The 16,322-nt window shown below is 62.8% G+C and carries 17 protein-coding genes; 4 read left to right on the forward strand and 13 right to left on the reverse strand.

The window, feature by feature from the left end:
* The first annotated feature begins 66 nt into the window (after positions 1 to 66).
* Positions 67 to 924 carry an FkbM family methyltransferase gene (locus WNZ15_RS01955; RefSeq protein WP_342891247.1) on the forward strand — a complete coding sequence of 286 codons (858 nt, stop codon included), beginning with the start codon at positions 67 to 69 and terminating at the stop codon, positions 922 to 924.
* A 146-nt stretch (positions 925 to 1,070) separates the two neighbouring features.
* Here the strand turns inward: WNZ15_RS01955 and truA are convergent, their stop codons facing one another.
* The 5 genes from truA to def form a co-directional block, all read right to left on the reverse strand.
* Positions 1,071 to 1,892, reverse strand: a complete 822-nt coding sequence (truA, locus tag WNZ15_RS01960) for a tRNA pseudouridine(38-40) synthase TruA (protein WP_342891248.1) — start codon at positions 1,890 to 1,892, stop codon at positions 1,071 to 1,073.
* A complete protein-coding gene (locus WNZ15_RS01965; protein ID WP_342891249.1) occupies positions 1,892 to 2,431 on the reverse strand; it encodes an N-acetyltransferase in 540 nt (179 codons plus the stop codon). The genes truA and WNZ15_RS01965 overlap by 1 nt, the downstream gene beginning before the upstream one ends.
* Positions 2,432 to 2,452: 21 nt before the next feature.
* On the reverse strand, positions 2,453 to 3,400 hold the full coding sequence (gene fmt, locus WNZ15_RS01970; protein ID WP_342891250.1) for a methionyl-tRNA formyltransferase: 948 nt from the start codon (positions 3,398 to 3,400) through the stop codon (positions 2,453 to 2,455).
* A 155-nt stretch (positions 3,401 to 3,555) separates the two neighbouring features.
* Complete coding sequence (locus tag WNZ15_RS01975) at positions 3,556 to 4,188, reverse strand: MarC family protein (protein ID WP_342891251.1); 633 nt, start codon at positions 4,186 to 4,188, stop codon at positions 3,556 to 3,558.
* 53 nt (positions 4,189 to 4,241) lie between these two features.
* Entirely contained in the window at positions 4,242 to 4,760 is a 519-nt protein-coding gene (gene def, locus WNZ15_RS01980) for a peptide deformylase (RefSeq protein WP_342891252.1), read from the reverse strand.
* Positions 4,761 to 4,885: 125 nt separating this feature from the next.
* Between def and rmuC the strand changes: the two genes are divergently transcribed.
* Positions 4,886 to 6,073, forward strand: coding sequence for a DNA recombination protein RmuC (rmuC, locus tag WNZ15_RS01985; protein ID WP_342891253.1), 1,188 nt, complete (start codon positions 4,886 to 4,888; stop codon positions 6,071 to 6,073).
* 40 nt (positions 6,074 to 6,113) lie between these two features.
* Positions 6,114 to 6,410, forward strand: coding sequence for a hypothetical protein (locus tag WNZ15_RS01990; protein WP_342891254.1), 297 nt, complete (start codon positions 6,114 to 6,116; stop codon positions 6,408 to 6,410).
* Between the two features lie 141 nt (positions 6,411 to 6,551).
* On the opposite strand, the gene WNZ15_RS01995 is transcribed toward WNZ15_RS01990, so the two are convergent.
* Genes WNZ15_RS01995 through WNZ15_RS02005 form a run of 3 tightly spaced genes read right to left on the reverse strand, consistent with a single transcriptional unit; the run spans position 6,552 to position 9,250 of the window.
* Positions 6,552 to 7,418, reverse strand: coding sequence for an NlpC/P60 family protein (locus WNZ15_RS01995; protein ID WP_342891255.1), 867 nt, complete (start codon positions 7,416 to 7,418; stop codon positions 6,552 to 6,554).
* Positions 7,419 to 7,450: 32 nt separating this feature from the next.
* Positions 7,451 to 7,801, reverse strand: coding sequence for a MarR family transcriptional regulator (locus WNZ15_RS02000; RefSeq protein ID WP_342891256.1), 351 nt, complete (start codon positions 7,799 to 7,801; stop codon positions 7,451 to 7,453).
* Positions 7,802 to 7,855: 54 nt separating this feature from the next.
* Positions 7,856 to 9,250, reverse strand: a complete 1,395-nt coding sequence (locus WNZ15_RS02005; protein ID WP_342891257.1) for a leucyl aminopeptidase family protein — start codon at positions 9,248 to 9,250, stop codon at positions 7,856 to 7,858.
* A gap of 297 nt (positions 9,251 to 9,547) precedes the next feature.
* Here WNZ15_RS02005 and WNZ15_RS02010 point away from each other — a divergent pair, with 297 nt between their 5' ends.
* The gene (locus tag WNZ15_RS02010) at positions 9,548 to 10,321 is read left to right on the forward strand and encodes a tetratricopeptide repeat protein (RefSeq protein WP_342891258.1); all 774 of its coding nucleotides are present in this window, start codon (positions 9,548 to 9,550) and stop codon (positions 10,319 to 10,321) included.
* A 393-nt stretch (positions 10,322 to 10,714) separates the two neighbouring features.
* On the opposite strand, the gene WNZ15_RS02015 is transcribed toward WNZ15_RS02010, so the two are convergent.
* The 5 genes from WNZ15_RS02015 to WNZ15_RS02035 are packed head-to-tail and all read right to left on the reverse strand — an operon-like array spanning position 10,715 to position 16,315.
* A complete protein-coding gene (locus WNZ15_RS02015) occupies positions 10,715 to 11,698 on the reverse strand; it encodes a type II secretion system F family protein (RefSeq protein ID WP_342891259.1) in 984 nt (327 codons plus the stop codon).
* 10 nt (positions 11,699 to 11,708) lie between these two features.
* On the reverse strand, positions 11,709 to 12,728 hold the full coding sequence (locus WNZ15_RS02020) for a type II secretion system F family protein (RefSeq protein WP_342891260.1): 1,020 nt from the start codon (positions 12,726 to 12,728) through the stop codon (positions 11,709 to 11,711).
* A gap of 18 nt (positions 12,729 to 12,746) precedes the next feature.
* Positions 12,747 to 14,252 carry a CpaF family protein gene (locus WNZ15_RS02025; protein ID WP_342891261.1) on the reverse strand — a complete coding sequence of 502 codons (1,506 nt, stop codon included), beginning with the start codon at positions 14,250 to 14,252 and terminating at the stop codon, positions 12,747 to 12,749.
* 30 nt (positions 14,253 to 14,282) lie between these two features.
* The gene (locus tag WNZ15_RS02030; protein WP_342891262.1) at positions 14,283 to 15,590 is read right to left on the reverse strand and encodes a CtpF protein; all 1,308 of its coding nucleotides are present in this window, start codon (positions 15,588 to 15,590) and stop codon (positions 14,283 to 14,285) included.
* 8 nt (positions 15,591 to 15,598) lie between these two features.
* Positions 15,599 to 16,315, reverse strand: a complete 717-nt coding sequence (locus WNZ15_RS02035; protein ID WP_342891263.1) for a CpaD family pilus assembly protein — start codon at positions 16,313 to 16,315, stop codon at positions 15,599 to 15,601.
* Positions 16,316 to 16,322 lie beyond the last annotated feature (7 nt).

Genomic DNA, 16,322 nt, shown 5'->3' on the forward strand with positions numbered 1-16,322 from the left:
TTTCCGCGCGGCGCGGATCCCAGGCAGAGCGACCCGAGGCCATTCCCGGAGTTCAAGAGCACCGAAATGACAAACATACCCGAGCGGAAGAAGAAAAAAAGATCCGGAAAGCGCTCGAGGACGGCTCAGAAGCTGCTGTTCCGGATTGAAAACAGACGCCTGTTTCTCCGGCTCCTGGACCTTTACACCAAACTGAACAAAAGCTGGAAGGTCGCCGTGTCCGATGGCGGCCGGTTCTTCCAGGTCACGGACCGCCAGGGCAACCGCCTGCACATCATCCACAAGAACCGGCTGCCGTTCTACAAAAGCGGCGTTCCGCCCAGGGTCAACGGACTGCTCGACGATTACATGATCGACCGGTCAGCCCTGCGCGACGGCGATGTCTTCATCGATTGCGGCGCCAATATCGGTGAAATCGGCGTCGGCCTCGGGCTGACCGGGAAAGCGCTGCGTTACATTGCCTTCGAGCCCGGACAGGAAGAACACGGGGCCTGCAGCCTCAACAATCCCGAATCGAGCTGCGAGAAGACAGCTCTCTGGAAGGAGACCTGCGTCCTGAAGTTCTACGAAAAATCGGACAGTGCCGATTCTTCCCTGATCGAGTTCGGCGGCCACGAGACCGTTACCGAAGTGCCGGCGACCACGATCGACGCCTATTGCGCCTCCAAGGGCGTCGGCGCGGTCAGGTATCTGAAGATAGAAGCGGAAGGCGCGGAACCGGAAGTTCTGGAAGGCGCGGTCGACACGCTGAGACGAACGCAATTCGTGACCGTCGATTGCGGCTATGAGCGGGGTTTCGATCAGGAAAGCACATTGCCCACGGTCTGTAACCAGCTCATCCGGAACGGTTTCGATCTGGTCAGAATTCAGGAAGGCCGGCTGATCGCCCTGTTCGAAAACAAGGCGCTCGAAAAGGCGGAATGATCACTGCATCGCCTGCTATCGGGCGGACGAGGATCCATATCCCGGGCAATCCACCCTCAAGGGCCGGCAAACTCTCTCAAGGGACTGTAAGGCGAAGCCCTGGTGCCTGGTGCGCCTGGGCCTGGTTTTCCCGTGTGGCCCGAGGCTCAGGTCCCGCTGTCATCCCCGGCTGCCATCGCTGCCTTGCGCGCTTTCTTGTCCTGCCACTCTTCCTGATCGATCTCGACCGGTCGGTAGTCGACCCGGGTGAGGTAAAGCCCGTCCGCCGGTGCCACCGGACCACAGGCCTGGCGATCACGCGCCTCCAGAGCCCGGGTGATGTCGCCCGGCTGCCATTTGCCCTCTCCGACCAGCCTCAGGGACCCGACCATGGAACGGACCTGATTGTGCAGAAAGGACCGGGAGGCACATTCGGCAATCACGTACTCGCCTTCCCTGCGCACTGAAAAATGCTCCAGCGTCTTTTCCGGGCTTTTCGCCTGGCACCGGGTGTGACGGAAAGTCGTGAAATCGTGGTGGCCGACGAATTCCTGCGCCGCGGCGTGCATCGCCTCCGCATCGAGCTCTGACTTGACGTGCCAGGCAAGGCCGCGGTCATGGGTCAGCGCCGGCACCCGGTTGCGGATGCGATAGCGGTAGGAGCGCCTGATCGCGGAAAAGCGGGCGTCAAAGCCGTTGTGCATCTGCTCCGCGTGCAGCACCACCACGGGATCCGGCAGACAATGGAAATTGACCGCGCGCATCACCGTCTCGGCCGGCCAGTCTTTCGACAGATCCGCATGGCAGACCTGCCCGGTGGCATGGACACCGGTGTCGGTGCGGCCCGCACCGCCGATGGAGACGTCCTCGCTGGTAAACCCCTTGAGCGCCCGTTCGATCACCGCCTGCACGGACGGGCCGTTCGCCTGTCGCTGCCAGCCGCAATAGGGACGGCCATCATAGTCCACAGTCAGCTTGTAGCGTGGCATTATTCGAATTCTTCAAAGGGCGTCGCGAAGGCGACCTCGATCGGCAGGTCTCGCGATCCGGCCTCGGTCAGGGCCAGGGCCATGAAGGCCGCGCCTGCATAGGGCCCCTGCACCTTCCTGGCCAGGCCGGCGTCAAAACCGAAACGCGGGAAATAGGCCGGGGGTCCGAGCACCAGCACAAGATCCTCGCCCAACTGCTTCAGCCGATCCAGCGACGCGCGGATCAGGACCGAGCCGATGCCGGATTTCTGCTTGTCCGGCCAGACGGAAACCGGCGCCAGGCAAGCGATCTGCATGGCCTGTCCCGGACCGACACCGGCAGGGGTAACCCGGCTGTAGGCGATATGGCCGACGATCCGCCCGTCGGTATCGAGCACGACCTGCTCCAGCACCAAAGCGCCGCAATGGCGCAGCGTGTGCACGAGGCGCGCTTCCATGTCCGAGGGGAAAGCTGCGATCAGAAGATCGCGCACGACCGCCTCGTCGGCGGAGATAAAATCCCGGACAATCAGGCCAAGGGCAGCGGCGGCATCGGTCATTCGTGTCTCCTGTGGCCCAGCTTAATCCAGAACCGTGCCGGCAGAAAGTGTCGTGCCGCGGAGGAAATCCGCGCCGCTCATCGGCTTCTTGCCGGCCCGTTGCACCTGCTCCAGACGCACCGCGCCCGAACCGCAGGCAATCAGGGGGGCCTCGCCCTGGCCGGTTGCCGCCAGAACAGTCCCCGGCGCGCCCGCGCCTTCCGCCAGAACGCTGCGCAGGATCTTGACCCGCTCCGGCTTGCCGCCGAGCGTCATCTCGCACCAGGCGCCCGGGAAGGGCGACAGGCCGCGAATGTGGTTGTGAACCTCGCGCGCCGGTTTCGACCAGTCGATGCGGGTTTCCTGCTTGGAGATCTTGGCCGCGTAGGTCACGCCGTCTTCCGCCTGCTGCTGCTCGCCGAGCGCGCCCCTGGAAAGCGCCGGCAACGCCCGCACGATCAGGTCGCCGCACAGGGTGGAAAGACGGTCGTGCAATTCACCGGCCGTCATGTTCTCGCCGATGGCGAGTGTTTCGGACAGACAGACAGGCCCGGTGTCGAGCCCCTCTTCCATGCGCATCACTTGAACAGCCGTTTCGGTGTCCCCTGCCATGATGGCCCGGTTGATCGGCGCGGCACCGCGCCAGCGCGGCAACAGGGAGGCATGCAGGTTGAGGCAGCCCAGTCGCGGTGCATCCAGGATGGCTTTCGGCAGCAGCAGGCCATAGGCGACCACGACAGCCACATCCGCGTTATGGGCCATGAACGCGGCCTGCTCGTCCTGGTCCTTCAGGCTTTTTGGCGTGAACACCGGGATGCCGAAGGATTCGGCCGCTTCGTGCACCGGTGATTTCTTCAGCTCCATGCCTCGGCCCGCCGGCCGTGGCGGCTGGCAGTAGCAGGCCACGACGTCATGGCCCTGGCCGACGATTTCCATCAGGGTCGGCACCGAGAAGTCCGGGGTGCCCATAAAGATGACGCGAAGAGACATGAGGTTCCTGAGCGGTTCGAGACAGTCGGCCCCTTATTGCGTCTCGGACCGAGCCTTGCAAGAGCGCGATGTCGCGTGGTCCCCGATTTGCCGCGATCCCTCGCGGCAACGCTTCATGCCTGATTTTACAGCGGCTCTGCCGCAGCAGGTCGCCGTCAGGCCAGGCCCGGCAACAGGGCTTTCAGACTGTCGACCATCATTTCCATGGCAATCGCCGCCAGGATCATGCCCATCAGGCGGCTCATGACACTGGTGGCGGTCTGCCCGAGAAATCGCGACAGATAGGGCGCGGCGAAGAAGGTGCCGACCAGAAGCCCGATGGCGGCGGCTATGGCCGCCACATAGGCGATCTCGCCGGAGAAATCGCTCACCTGGCCACGATAGATGATCATGGTCGAGATCGATCCCGGCCCCAGCAGGATCGGCACGGTCAGCGGGTAGATCGCCGGGTTGTCCTGCTCCGCATGATGTTCCTGTTCCTCTTCGGTGCCGTGATGCGCCTTGCTTTTTTCACCGGATATCAGATTGAGCGCGATCAGGAGGATCAGGAACCCGCCGGCGAGGCGAAAGGCGTCCAGGCTGATGCCGAAGACCTTCAGAAGCGCGCTGCCGGTCAGGCCGATCACGACCGACCCGGCCACAAGACCGATCAGCAGCGTAACGGCAACCTTGCGCTCAAAGGCGGCGCCCTTGTCCGCCGTCAGCGACAGGAACACCGGCAGGTTGGCAATCGGGTTCATGATTGCGAAGAGCGCGGCGAAGAGTTTCAGGAATAAGGCCTGATCCATAAGTTAACCGCCCCTTTTGGTTCCCTGCAGTCCGTCCCAAGGTGTCCGGACCATCAGGATTTGCCGGCCATCTTTGCCTGCTTGGAGAATTTCTTGACCACGCGATCGCGCTTCAGTTTCGACAGGTAGTCAATGAACAGCTTGCCGTTGAGATGGTCAAGCTCATGCTGGATGCAGGTCGCCAGGAGGCCGTCGGCCTTGAGTTCCTGTTCGCCGCCTTCGCGGTTCAGGAATTTCACCGTCACTTCCGCAGGCCGCTCGACATCCTCGAAAAATTCCGGGATCGACAGGCAGCCTTCCTGATAGACGGATGTGTCCTCGCTGGCCCAGACGATCTGCGGGTTGATGAACACCAGCGGGTCCTTCGGCGCATCCTCCTGGGCGACATCGAGCACGAAGATACGCTGCAGGATACCGATCTGGCTGGCAGCAAGGCCAATGCCCGGCGCATCGTACATTGTCTCCAGCATATCGTCTGCCAGCGCGCGGATGCTGTCGTCCACGGCGGTGACCGGTGCGCAGATCTCGCGCAGCACAGGGTCGGGAATCGTGATGATCGGTCGTTTGCTCATTCGCCTCACATAGGCAATCACGCTGCCCCGGTCAACGCGGAATTCTCCCGGACCTCAGCCATTTTCGACGCAGTTCGAGCTGCATGCGGATGGGCGCGGCCCGCGAATCGTTCTATGTTTGTTTCATGAACGAGATCCTGTTTGAGTTTGGCGGCCGTCCGGTAACAGTCCTGGAAACCGCGATTGCCTGCGGTCTGCTGCTGCTGAGCCTGATTGTCTGGCTGGTGCTGAAGACCATGCGTGAGATCAGGCTGCGCGGAGAGGCGGACACGGCGTCGGCGGAGCGCATTCACGAACTGGAAAGCCACCTGTCCCAGCTGTTGAAATCCCAGGGGGAAATGACCGGACGGATGCAGACCATGGCCGAGGTGTTCGGCTCGCGCCAGTCCGACATGATGCGCGCCGTCAACGAGCGCCTGGACGGCATGGGCCACAAGCTGGGCCTGTCCATGGCCGACACCAGCAAGCGGACCCAGGACGGCCTCAGGCACCTGCACGAGCGTCTTGCCGTCATCGACCGGGCCCAGAGCACGATCACCGACCTCTCCGGCCAGGTCGGCCAGTTGCAGGCAATCCTGTCCAACAAGCAGACACGCGGTGCGTTCGGCCAAGGGCGTATGGAGGCGATCATCCAGGACCAGATGGCTCCGAGCACCTTTTCCTTTCAGGCGACCCTGTCCAACAACAGCCGGCCGGACTGCCTGATCCACATGCCCAACGGCGCGCCGCCGCTGGCCATCGATGCCAAGTTCCCGCTGGAGGCCTACAACCTGCTGCGCAAGGCGGACAGCGACGACCAGCTGAAATACGCCCAGGCGCAGTTCCGCCGCGATTTCACCAAGCACATCCAGGATATCGGCGGGAAATACCTGCTGCCCGGCGAAACCCAGGACACCGCGTTCCTGTTCGTGCCGTCGGAGAGCATCTTTGCCGAACTCAACGAGAATTTCGAGGATCTGGTGCAGAAGTCTCACCGGACCAGGGTGGTGATCGTGTCGCCGTCCCTGTTGATGCTGTCGATCCAGGTGATCCAGTCGGTTCTCAGGGACGCCAAGATGCGCGAACAGGCGCATCTTATCCAGGCCGAGGTCGGTCACCTGATCAGCGATGTCAGCCGGCTGAATGACCGGGTCGGCAAGTTGCAGTCGCACTTTTCCCAGGCCAACAAGGACATCGACCAGATTCTCATTTCCACCGACAAGATATCCAAGCGCAGCCGCAAGATCGAGGATCTGGAGCTGGGCGAGGTTCAGGGATCGGTCGAGGATGCATCCGACTCCGAGCCGCAACTGCCCATACCGTCCAGTTCGTAGAATCTTTGTTCACCAGGTCACTTCAACCCGGGAGGGTTTCATGTCCGATCAATTCCCGATGGACCTCTCAACCGCCGCGCCGCCGGACACTTTCTCGCCACCGAAACAGGCGCTCTGGTGGCTGGCGAAGGGCTCCCTGAGCCTCGGTCCGGAATGGGAGCGCGCGCATGACATCTGCCAGAGCGCGGAGGGCGATCCGGCCCACGACTGGATCCACGCCCTCTGCCACCTGATCGAGGACGATCCCGGCAACGCGGCCTACTGGTTCCGGCGCGCGGGCAAATCCGTGGAGCGGGATGCAGAGCGGCTGTGGCGGGAGATCGCGGGAACCGTTTGACGGCGGCGGCTTGGCTCACGCCCGGATCGGCCGGGGCGACACAATTGGAGTGCCGCCACATCAACCCGGTCCGGCCCGCCGATCCCGAGGAGGGACGCCGAGGCGAGCACGTCAATGTCCACCACCGTTTCCCGCAACGGCCTACGCCAGCCGCCGCGCCCTGGTGATCGCACCCCATTCGCTCGCGGCGATACGCTCGATGGCCTTGTCCAGATCCTCGAAGGCCACCGTCATGGTGTGGCCGTTGGCGTGGAGCAGGCGGTTCGGGCCGGCGACAATCCCGGCATGGCCCTTCCAGAACAGGAGATCGCCGCGCTGAAGCGCCGACGGATCGTCATGCGGAATTTCGTCCCCGGCCTCGGCTTCCTGCATGTCGCTGTCACGCGGAAGATCAATTCCGCCGGCCTGGGCGGCGAGCTGGACCAGCGCCGAGCAATCCAGCCCGAGACTGGAGCGGCCGCCCCAGAGATACGGTGTGCCGACGAATTCCTCGGCGACAGTGACCCAGTCCTCCTCGACGGCGTCCACCGGCACCAGATGCTTCGCGACGACCGCCGAACCGTCGCCGAGCAGTGCATAGCCGAGACCGCGCGTCTCCGTCTCGCCGGTGACCGTCACCTTTGAACCGATGGACAGAAGCCCGAGCGGGGGCAGCTTCAGGTCCGGTCCGGGATAGCGGTAGGTCCTGAGCGCCCGGACCCGGTGGGTTGCGGCAGCGACCGGACCCAAGCCGTCGGAGGACAGCCAGCCGACATAGCCGTCGGTGTCGAGCTGCCCCCAGGCCCAGCCCTCGGGTGTCTGCTCATAGACGGTAATCCATTCGCCGCGCAGTGCTTCGGTGTCGATGGGCCTGTCGGCGCGTGGCTCGGGCCGGATTGCCAGCCGGTCCGCGGTGACCCGCATGACCTCGCCTTCGACAAACCGGCCCGCCTCGGCGCGGCCCTGGTAATCGATGGCGGCAAGATCCGGGCGGACCGGATGACGGCGGCGGTCAAGAACCTGGGACATGACTGGCGGGGCCTCTTCGGGAAAATGTAACGTCAGCGCGGCAGCTCGCCGGCCTTTTCAACCACGAGGTCGCCAAGATGCTCCAGATAGAGCGCGCCCTCAACCGTGCGTGTGATGATCACGTTGCGCTTGTCGGCCTCATCCCGCTTGCGCGACAGCAAGCGCATGCCGCCAAGGGTGTCGAGCGCCCTGGTGATTGCCGGCTTGGTCACGTTCAGCTTGGACGCCAGCCCGCGCACCGTGTGGGGCGGCGGTTCCAGGTAGACGATCAGCAATATGGTCATCTGGCGCGCGGACAGATCCTGTTCGCCGTCCCGCACCAGCGCCAGATTGACATCATGCAGCAATTTCAGCGCCTGGGAGGCGCGCAGGTCGACAGCCATGTATGAGCGTATCCCTATCCATGGACAGCAAACCACAAACACGTTTCGGAACCGTTATTGTGTGTCCGAATACCGATCGCATATCAGGTCGAACAGACTGCGGATGCCCTGCGCCTCGCCGCCGGCGGGTTTGCCGGGTTTTTCCATCGGGGTCCAGCCGTAGATGTCGAAATGCGCCCAGCTTCCGGCATTCTCGACGAACCGCGACAGGAACAGGGCCGCGGTGATCGAACCGGCGAAGCCGGTGCCAGACGTGTTGATGTGGTTGAGGTCCGCGATCTTGCTGTCGAGATATTTCATGTAGGGACGCCAGAGCGGCAGGCGCCAGAGCGGGTCCGCCGCCGCCTCGGCCATGACGGCCATGTCGTCGGCCAGGACCTCGTCATCGGTGAAGAACGGCGGCAGGTCGGGACCGAGTGCAACACGGGCCGCCCCCGTCAGGGTCGCCATGTCGATCATCAGGTCCGGGCTTTCCTCATCGCCGAGCGCCAACGCATCGGCGAGCACGAGCCTGCCCTCCGCATCGGTGTTGCCGATCTCGACCGTGAGACCCTTGCGGCTCTGAAGGACATCACCGGGGCGGAAGGCGTTGCCGGACACCGCGTTTTCAACGCAGGGGATGATCACACGCAGCCGGACCGGCAGCTTCGTGGCCATGATCATCGCGGCCAGGCCAAGCACGTTTGCCGCGCCGCCCATGTCCTTTTTCATCAGCGACATGGAAGAGCCGGGCTTCAGGTTGAGACCGCCGGTATCGAAGATCACGCCCTTGCCCACCAGGGTGATCTTCGGATCGCTGTCGCTGCCCCAGGTGAAGTCGGCCAGGCGCGGAGCGCGCGGGCTGGCCCGGCCGACCGCGTGAACCATGGGGAAATTCTCTTCCAGAAGGTCATCGCCGATGACGATCCGGCCGGTGCCCCCGTGCTGCCTGAAGAGGACGGCGGCCGCCTGGGAAAGCTCTCCAGGTCCCAGATCGTTGGCGGGTGTATTGATGAGATCGCGGGCCAGTTTCACACCGTCCAGAATGACGCCGAGCCGGTCGAGATCAAACTCATCGGCAACGGCAAGCCGGCGCGTCTTGCCGGCGTCCTTCAGGTAGCGGCCGAAGGAATAGGCGGACAGGGCAAAACCGAGCGCGGCCTGTTCCGGATCGGGGAACCCGTCGGCAAGATGATAATCTCCGGCCGGCAACGCGTTGACCAGACCGCCGAGCGCGAACGGATGGGGAAGCTCCGTCTGCTCTGTCCCGAACAGGACCGCTGCCCCGATGCCGTTCGCACCCGGTACAAGCAGAAAAGTCCCCGGCCTGCCGATGTAATCGTTCAGGGCGCACCAGCTTTTTGCGGCGTCACCGAGTTCTGCCAGAACATCGTGCAAAGTCGCCTCGGTGACGGCGATCACGGGTGTGGTGCTGGCAACATCGCTTTTGCGGACAAGACTTTCGCGCAAGGGAAGAACTCCGTTGAAATGAAATCGGCGTGAGACGCATGGGGATCCGGCATCCGAACTACCGGCCCTTCGGCGTCCGCTCGCCGAGTCGGCTGAAATCGACAAGTCACCGAAGCCTAAGCCCCCCTGCGCGGCAGCGCAACATGCCGCGGCAGGCACATGCCGGTTCTCGCAATCCGCAACGCGGCTTAACCAAGCATTAGGGTTAATTATCTATTTTCTCAGGGAAAGCAGAGCTGGTCCGAAAGGCGAGACAGCCCTTGCCATGACCTGCCGCGGACAACAAGGATATTGAAGATGCACGCGTCCAGACCCGGTACCGTTTCCCGTCGCACCAGACTGGCTTCGACGCTGATGGCCATGACGGCGCTTGTCCTTGTCGCCGGCTGCGCTTCCAACAAGTCGAACACGGGCACCCACTCGCCCGCCTCCGGGTTCACATCGCCGGGCTCGGGTCAGGCCCTGGCCCAGGTGTCGAAGTGGTCCAAGGCCTATCAGCGCGCACCCAAGGACCGCAGCGCGATCCTCGGATACGGCAGCGCACTCAGCCAGAACGGCCAGATGCCCCAGGCGATGGCCGTGCTCCGGTCCGGCGTAATCGCGCATCCGAAGGACCGTGAAATCGCGTCGGCCTACGGCAAGGTTCTGGCGATGAACGGCCGGTTCGAGGAGGCACTCAATGTTCTGCAGCGGGCGCAGCGGCCCGCCACCCCGGACTGGAAACTGATGTCCGCGGAAGCGGCTATCCACGATCAGACCGGCAATCATCAGAAGGCGCGCAGCCTTTACAAGCAGGCACTCAAGATCGCACCTGAAGATCCCAGCCTTTTGAACAATCTGGGCCTGTCCTACCTGCTCTCCAACGAGCTTCCGGACGCGGAATACACTCTGCGCAAGGCAGCAAACCTGCCCGGAGCGGACAGCCGCGTGCGCCAGAACCTGGCACTCGTCCTGGGCGTTCAGGGCAAATACGACGAGGCCATTCAGGTCGCCCAGTCAGAACTCGACCCACAGCAGGCGAAAGCCAACATCGCCTACCTGCGCACCATGATGAAGAACCGCAACGGCTGACACGGCCCGCCGCCGCGTCCCGCCTTCGTTGCAGGTGATGTCCGGGACGTGTTGCAAGCACCCCGGCCCGGCCGAAGTGCACCGCGCAAAACGCCGGGCACGGGCCTCGCGGCAAGCCGCATGTTCATTTTCAACAGCCCGGCTTCACGCCAAGCAGTCATGAGCCCTCCGCGCCGACTCGGCCAGCTTCTGTCAGTTGCGGGGATCGGTTTACTTTTCTCTTGTCTGGATCGAATGAGGACAGGACGGGACTTCAGAAGGCCTGCCCGGCCCCGGCTCGCGCCTGGTGCGGCCGGATCGATGGCGGCAAGGCCATGCCCTTGTCATCCGTCGGCAAGCGGCTATCCGGTCAGGCGGGTCTTCCGGAGTTTTCAGCTCCGGAAGCGCGGCCCGTCACGGGCTGCCGAATTCCTCGAGCACCTGCATCACCGCCGGCCCCATGATGATGAAGAACAGGACGGGAAGAAAGAACAGGATCATCGGCACGGTCAGTTTCGGCGGCAGCGACGCGGCCTTCTGTTCGGCCATCTGCATCCGCAACTCGCGGGTGTCGTCGGCCATGGTCCGGATGGCCGAGCCGACGGGTGTTCCGTAGCGTTCGGCCTGGATCAGCGCCATCATCACGTTCTTGACGCCGTCGACGCCCGTTCGTTTGGCCAGGTTTTCATAGGCCACACGCCGTTCGCTCAGATAGGAGAGCTCGGCTGTGGTCAGAGACAATTCCTCGGCCAGTTCGACGGACTGAACACCGATTTCCTCGGCGACCCGCTGGAAGGAGCCTTCAATGGCCATGCCGGATTCGACGCAGATCAGCATCAGATCGAGGGCGTCGGGCCAGGCTCTCTGGATCGTCAGCTTGCGCTTGTCGATCTTGTTTTTCAGGTAGACGTTCGGAAGAAAGGCACCAACGCCGGCAATCGCGATACAAAAGCAGATCTTGGACAGGGCCGGAAGCGTCGCCGGCAGGACCAGGAACGCATAGGTGATCGCAAAAACAAAAATGACGCCAGGCAGCGCGATGCGTGCCGTCAGAAAATAGTAAAGCGGTGCCGAACCGCGATACCCTGCCATCCGCAGCCGGTCGGTCGTGGTTTCGTCCGACAGCATTTCCTTCAGGTTCAGCCGGTCGACGAAGCTCTTCATCTTGGCCTTGGGCTGGTTGCGCAGGGACGCGCGTGCGTCCGCCTGGTGCTCCAGCAGGCGGGCCCGTTCCCGGGCGCGCAGCTTGTCACGTTCCAGTGCGACCGACTTCATCCGCGTCTTCAGGGTGTTGTTCGACAGCAGCGGCATCACCAGCGAGAAAATCGTGCCGGTAACGGCCACCATGGCCAGGACGGCGGCCAGGAACTGGGTCGAGGCGATTGTTTCGAGAGTCATGTTGCAGCCCTTAGAAGTCGAAATTGATCATCTGACGCATGACCATGATGCCGATGAACATCCAGAACAGCCCCCCGGCAATGATGATGTTCCCGGATGTCGTCGTGAACAGCAGCATGATGTAGTTCGGGGCGACCAGGAACATGATGCCTCCGACACCGAACGGCATGGCGCCGATGATGCCGGCAGAGGCCTTGGCTTCCGAACTCAGGGCCGTGATCTTCCGCTTCATCGCCTTGCGCCCGCGCAGCACCTTGGAAAGGTTGCCGAGCGCTTCGGCGAGACCGCCACCCGCCCTTTGCTGGATCGCGATCACGATGGCGAAGAAATTGGCTTCGGCAACCGGGACCCGGTCGGGCAGTTTCGCCACCGCCTCGGCAAGCGAAACTCCCATGATCTGTGTCTCGGTGATCTTGCGGAACTCGGTCGCGACGGGCTCGCGCGCCTCCCGGGCAACAACCTTGATGCAATCCCCGAGCGGAAGTCCGGCCTTCACGCCGCGCACAATGATGTCGACGCCGTTCGGCAGTTCATCGAGGAAGGCGTTGAAGCGGCGCTTGCGCTTGCTGCCCACATACCAGCGCGGCATGCCGAACAGGCCGGCGAAACCCAGGGCCAGGCTGATCCAGAGATTGCCGCTCACGAGAAGTCCAACGACAAGGAAGATCACGCAGCAGATGATGCTGAAAATAATGAAATGTTTCATTTCCCAGTTCAGACCGGCCTGCTCCATCCGGGTCTTCAGGGAAACCTTGAGCTGTTTGTCCTGCTTCGCCTTTTGCCGATCCTCGAAATCCTTCAGCTGATCCTGTATGGACTTCTTGCGCCGGTCGGTGTCCCTGAGCACCTTGCGTTGTGTCTCGCTCTGCGGCCGCGCCGAGACAGCCAGCATACGCTGGTCGCGCCGCTTGGTTCCGGACAGGGCCGGCTGGAACAGGCTGAATATGACACCGCCAACGGCCAGCATGACGAGCACCGCCACGGCCAGGCCGGTGATTTGAGGTGTGAGTAACTCTGCTAATGCGGACATGAGATCCCAGTTTACTCCCTACTCGGCCATCTCGGACGCATCGAGCGCCTGTGCCAGGCGCGCTTCCTCGCCGAAGTAACGCGCGCGCTCCCAGAACTTCGGACGTCCGATGCCGGTCGACCTGTGGCGACCGATGATCCGGCCACTGGGGTCCTCGCCAACGATGTCATAGAGGAAAATGTCCTGGGTCGTGATGATGTCGCCTTCCATGCCCATCACCTCGGTGACATGGGTGATCCGGCGGGATCCGTCGCGCAGACGGGCCGCCTGCACCACGACGTCGATGGACGACACGATCATCTCGCGCAGGGTCCTGGACGGCAGCGAAAAGCCGCCCATGGTGATCATCGATTCAAGACGGGACAGCGCCTCGCGCGGCGAGTTGGCGTGCAACGTGCCCATGGAACCGTCGTGACCGGTGTTCATGGCCTGCAGCAGATCGAAGGCCTCCGGTCCGCGCACTTCGCCCACGATGATCCGTTCCGGACGCATGCGCAGACAGTTCTTCACCAGATCGCGCATGGTGATTTCGCCCTCCCCCTCCAGGTTGGGCGGCCGGGTTTCAAGGCGCACCACATGGGGCTGCTGCAACTGAAGCTCGGCGGAATCTTCGCAGGTGATGATGCGCTCGGTGTTCTCGATATAGGCCGTCAGGCAGTTCAACAGGGTCGTCTTGCCCGAACCCGTTCCGCCGGAAATCAGGATGTTGCAACGCGAGCGGCCGATGATCTGCAGGATCGTCGCCCCATCCGGCGTGATCGAGCCGAACTTGACCAGCTGGTCGAGGGTCAGCTTGTCCCGCTTGAACTTACGGATGGTCAGGGCCGGGCCGTCGATGGCCAGCGGCGGTGCAATGACGTTGACACGGGAGCCGTCGGGAAGACGCGCGTCACAGATCGGACTGGAATCGTCCACGCGCCGGCCGACCTGGCTCACGATCCGCTGACAGATGTTCATGAGCTGGGCGTTGTCGCGGAAGCTCACGCCGGTCTGCTCGACCTTGCCCGCCGTCTCGATATAGACCGTGTGGGCGCCATTCACCATGATGTCGGCGATGTCGTCGCGCGCAAGCAGCGGCTCCAGGGGACCATAGCCGAGCACGTCGTTGCAGATATCTTCAAGCAGGTCTTCCTGCTCGGAGATGGACATGACCACATTCTTGAGGGCGATGATGTCATTGACGACATCGCGAATTTCGTCCCGGGCATCCTCCGCGTCCAGACGCGCCAGCTGCGACAGGTCGATCGCTTCCACCAGAGCATTGAAGATCTGGGCCTTGGTCTCGTAGTACTCGCTGTTTTTCTTGCGTGGCGCCGCTGCGCTCGGCGCCGGTTCCGGTTCCGGTTCGGAAACGGGCGCTGGTGCAGGGGCTGCCTGCGCGGGTTCGCTCTGACGCTCCTGAGGCGCAGGCTGCTCTGCCCTGTCTTCCGGTTCCGCCGGAGCAGGCAGGTCCTGCAACCCGGGAACACCTCCCGGGCGGATGGTCTGAGGACCGGACGATGAACTGCCACGTCTTCCAAACATAACGAACTATCTGCTCCGCTGTCGGACCGGTCAGCCGGCCTTGCGCTTGAATTTTGACAACAAGCCGCTCAATCCGGACCCGGACGACCTGCTGGGCTGCGCCTTGCCGGATACCGACTGTGCCAGATCATCGAACATGCGCGCGATCGCATGCTTGTTGTCGAGTTCACCGATCATCTGGCCGTTGTTGGCCGCCGTTCCGAAAAGCTGCGGTTCGAACGGAATGGCCGCCTGCACCGAAAGACCGAGCGCACTGGCAAATTCGTCCGGCTTGATTTCCGGCCGTTTCGGCACGTTGACCTTGTTCATGACCAGATGCGGCGGCCTGTCGTTGGGACGCAACTGCTTCAGGAAATCAACGGTGTTCTTGGCGTTTCGCAGATTGGCCAGGTCGGGTTCCGCGATCAGGACGATCTCGTCCACACCGAGCAGCGTCTGCTTGACCCAGGCATTCCAGACGTGAGGCACATCCAGAACCACGTGCGGAACACTTGCCCGCATGGTCTCGATCAGGAGTTCGAACGACTTCTCACCCTGATCGTATGTCCGTTCCAGTGTCGCCGGAGCAGCCAGAAGGCTCAGGTGCTCGTTGCACTTGGAAAGAATCCGGTCGAGATAGGTCTCGTCGAGCCGTTCCGGAGCCGAGATCGCCTCAAAGACGCCCTGCAACGGGTCCTGGTTGAAGTCGAGCCCGGCTGTTCCGAATGGCAGGTCCATGTCGGTCACCGCCACTTCGCTCTGGAAGCAGCGCGCCAGCGCCCAGGCGCCGTTATGGGCGACCGTGGACGCGCCGCAGCCTCCCTTGACGCCGAAGAACGCCACTGTCCGGCCGAGCGGTTCAGCTTCCGGATCGGCGTAGAGATCGCCGATCGCTCCGATCAGCTGAAACACGTTGACCGGCGTGATCAGGTACTCACTGACGCCGCGGTGAATGAGATCGCGATAGAGCGTGACATCGTTCACGTCGCCGATGACGACCACCTTGGTTCCGGCATCGCAATACTCGGCGAGATGATCGAGGCTCGAGATCAGGTCCTCCCGGTTGCCGGAGGTCTCGACCATGATGAGATTGGGCGTCGGCGCGTGCTCGAAGGTCTCGATGGCGGCCGGAATGCCGCCCATGTCGAGCTTCAGATGGGCCTTGGCCATCCTGCGGTCTTCCATCGCGGCCTCGGCCGCACGCATGGTCGCATCCGTCAGACAGAACCCGTGAATGGTGATGCGTGGAATGGACCCGATATGGACCCCTTCCTCGCTGCCGCCATAGCCCTGATCAGACGGCTCCGCATAGGACTCCATATATCCGGGCAGGTCTTTCATTTCTGGATTGGCACTCATTTTATCACCTAGTCTTCCGCGATCTCGGCTCCGACACCTTCCTTGTATTCAGAGGCTGTCAGTTCGCCTTTTCTGTATCTCTCGAGGACAACGGCCCGTCGGTTCTGATCTGCCGGTGTCGACGCTCTCGGCGTCAACAGATCCGACGGATTGGCGACGATCGCAGCCAGGTTCGCCTGCGCGGCACACCCGAAATTCTCGTAATTGGCGTTTTCGCCAACACCGCCGCCGAGGTTTTTCGGCCAGACGCCACACTCTCCCGCGGTTGCCTGCATGCGCGGATAGGACAGTCTGATGGGCGCATCGGCCGAAGGATCCTGAACCGCGTAGGTGCGGGTCCTGATATGCGACCCGGACAGACCGCCCTGCTGCAGGGACCTGCGGATCTGTGGCGTCACCGCATGGACCGCAGCTTCGTTGGCACCGCCGGAAGGCACCAGAATTTCCACCGCACCGTTGCCTCTTTGCCGTGAATCGACGGCAAAGGATGCAATCGTGCCCTCGATCGGACCGTTCAGGCTGCGCGTGTTGCGGCCGATCGGCAGATCCAGCGTTTCCGGGGCTTCGGTGACCACGATCGGGTGCTGGAGCCGGTAGTCGTGCGATGCGAGCAGCGCGGTGGGCTGCTGCGACTGGTTCTGACATCCCAACAGCGTCAGGCATCCGAATGCGACAAGCGCGGACCTGGAAGCGGTTGTTTTGCGGACTGTAGTGTTCCTGATCATCCGTCCG

The sequence above is a fragment of the Roseibium sp. AS2 genome, from assembly GCF_038900065.1.
Taxonomy (GTDB): Bacteria; Pseudomonadota; Alphaproteobacteria; order Rhizobiales; family Stappiaceae; genus Roseibium.

What these genes read in the sequence shown, in the direction of transcription:
- WNZ15_RS01955 (WP_342891247.1), top strand. Translation starts at nt 67, where the DNA reads ATGACAAACATACCCGAGCGGAAGAAGAAAAAAAGATCCGGAAAGCGC.
- truA (WP_342891248.1), bottom strand. Translation starts at nt 1,892, where the DNA reads ATGCCACGCTACAAGCTGACTGTGGACTATGATGGCCGTCCCTATTGC.
- WNZ15_RS01965 (WP_342891249.1), bottom strand. Translation starts at nt 2,431, where the DNA reads ATGACCGATGCCGCCGCTGCCCTTGGCCTGATTGTCCGGGATTTTATC.
- fmt (WP_342891250.1), bottom strand. Translation starts at nt 3,400, where the DNA reads ATGTCTCTTCGCGTCATCTTTATGGGCACCCCGGACTTCTCGGTGCCG.
- WNZ15_RS01975 (WP_342891251.1), bottom strand. Translation starts at nt 4,188, where the DNA reads ATGGATCAGGCCTTATTCCTGAAACTCTTCGCCGCGCTCTTCGCAATC.
- def (WP_342891252.1), bottom strand. Translation starts at nt 4,760, where the DNA reads ATGAGCAAACGACCGATCATCACGATTCCCGACCCTGTGCTGCGCGAG.
- rmuC (WP_342891253.1), top strand. Translation starts at nt 4,886, where the DNA reads ATGAACGAGATCCTGTTTGAGTTTGGCGGCCGTCCGGTAACAGTCCTG.
- WNZ15_RS01990 (WP_342891254.1), top strand. Translation starts at nt 6,114, where the DNA reads ATGTCCGATCAATTCCCGATGGACCTCTCAACCGCCGCGCCGCCGGAC.
- WNZ15_RS01995 (WP_342891255.1), bottom strand. Translation starts at nt 7,418, where the DNA reads ATGTCCCAGGTTCTTGACCGCCGCCGTCATCCGGTCCGCCCGGATCTT.
- WNZ15_RS02000 (WP_342891256.1), bottom strand. Translation starts at nt 7,801, where the DNA reads ATGGCTGTCGACCTGCGCGCCTCCCAGGCGCTGAAATTGCTGCATGAT.
- WNZ15_RS02010 (WP_342891258.1), top strand. Translation starts at nt 9,548, where the DNA reads ATGCACGCGTCCAGACCCGGTACCGTTTCCCGTCGCACCAGACTGGCT.
- WNZ15_RS02015 (WP_342891259.1), bottom strand. Translation starts at nt 11,698, where the DNA reads ATGACTCTCGAAACAATCGCCTCGACCCAGTTCCTGGCCGCCGTCCTG.
- WNZ15_RS02020 (WP_342891260.1), bottom strand. Translation starts at nt 12,728, where the DNA reads ATGTCCGCATTAGCAGAGTTACTCACACCTCAAATCACCGGCCTGGCC.
- WNZ15_RS02025 (WP_342891261.1), bottom strand. Translation starts at nt 14,252, where the DNA reads ATGTTTGGAAGACGTGGCAGTTCATCGTCCGGTCCTCAGACCATCCGC.
- WNZ15_RS02030 (WP_342891262.1), bottom strand. Translation starts at nt 15,590, where the DNA reads ATGAGTGCCAATCCAGAAATGAAAGACCTGCCCGGATATATGGAGTCC.
- WNZ15_RS02035 (WP_342891263.1), bottom strand. Translation starts at nt 16,315, where the DNA reads ATGATCAGGAACACTACAGTCCGCAAAACAACCGCTTCCAGGTCCGCG.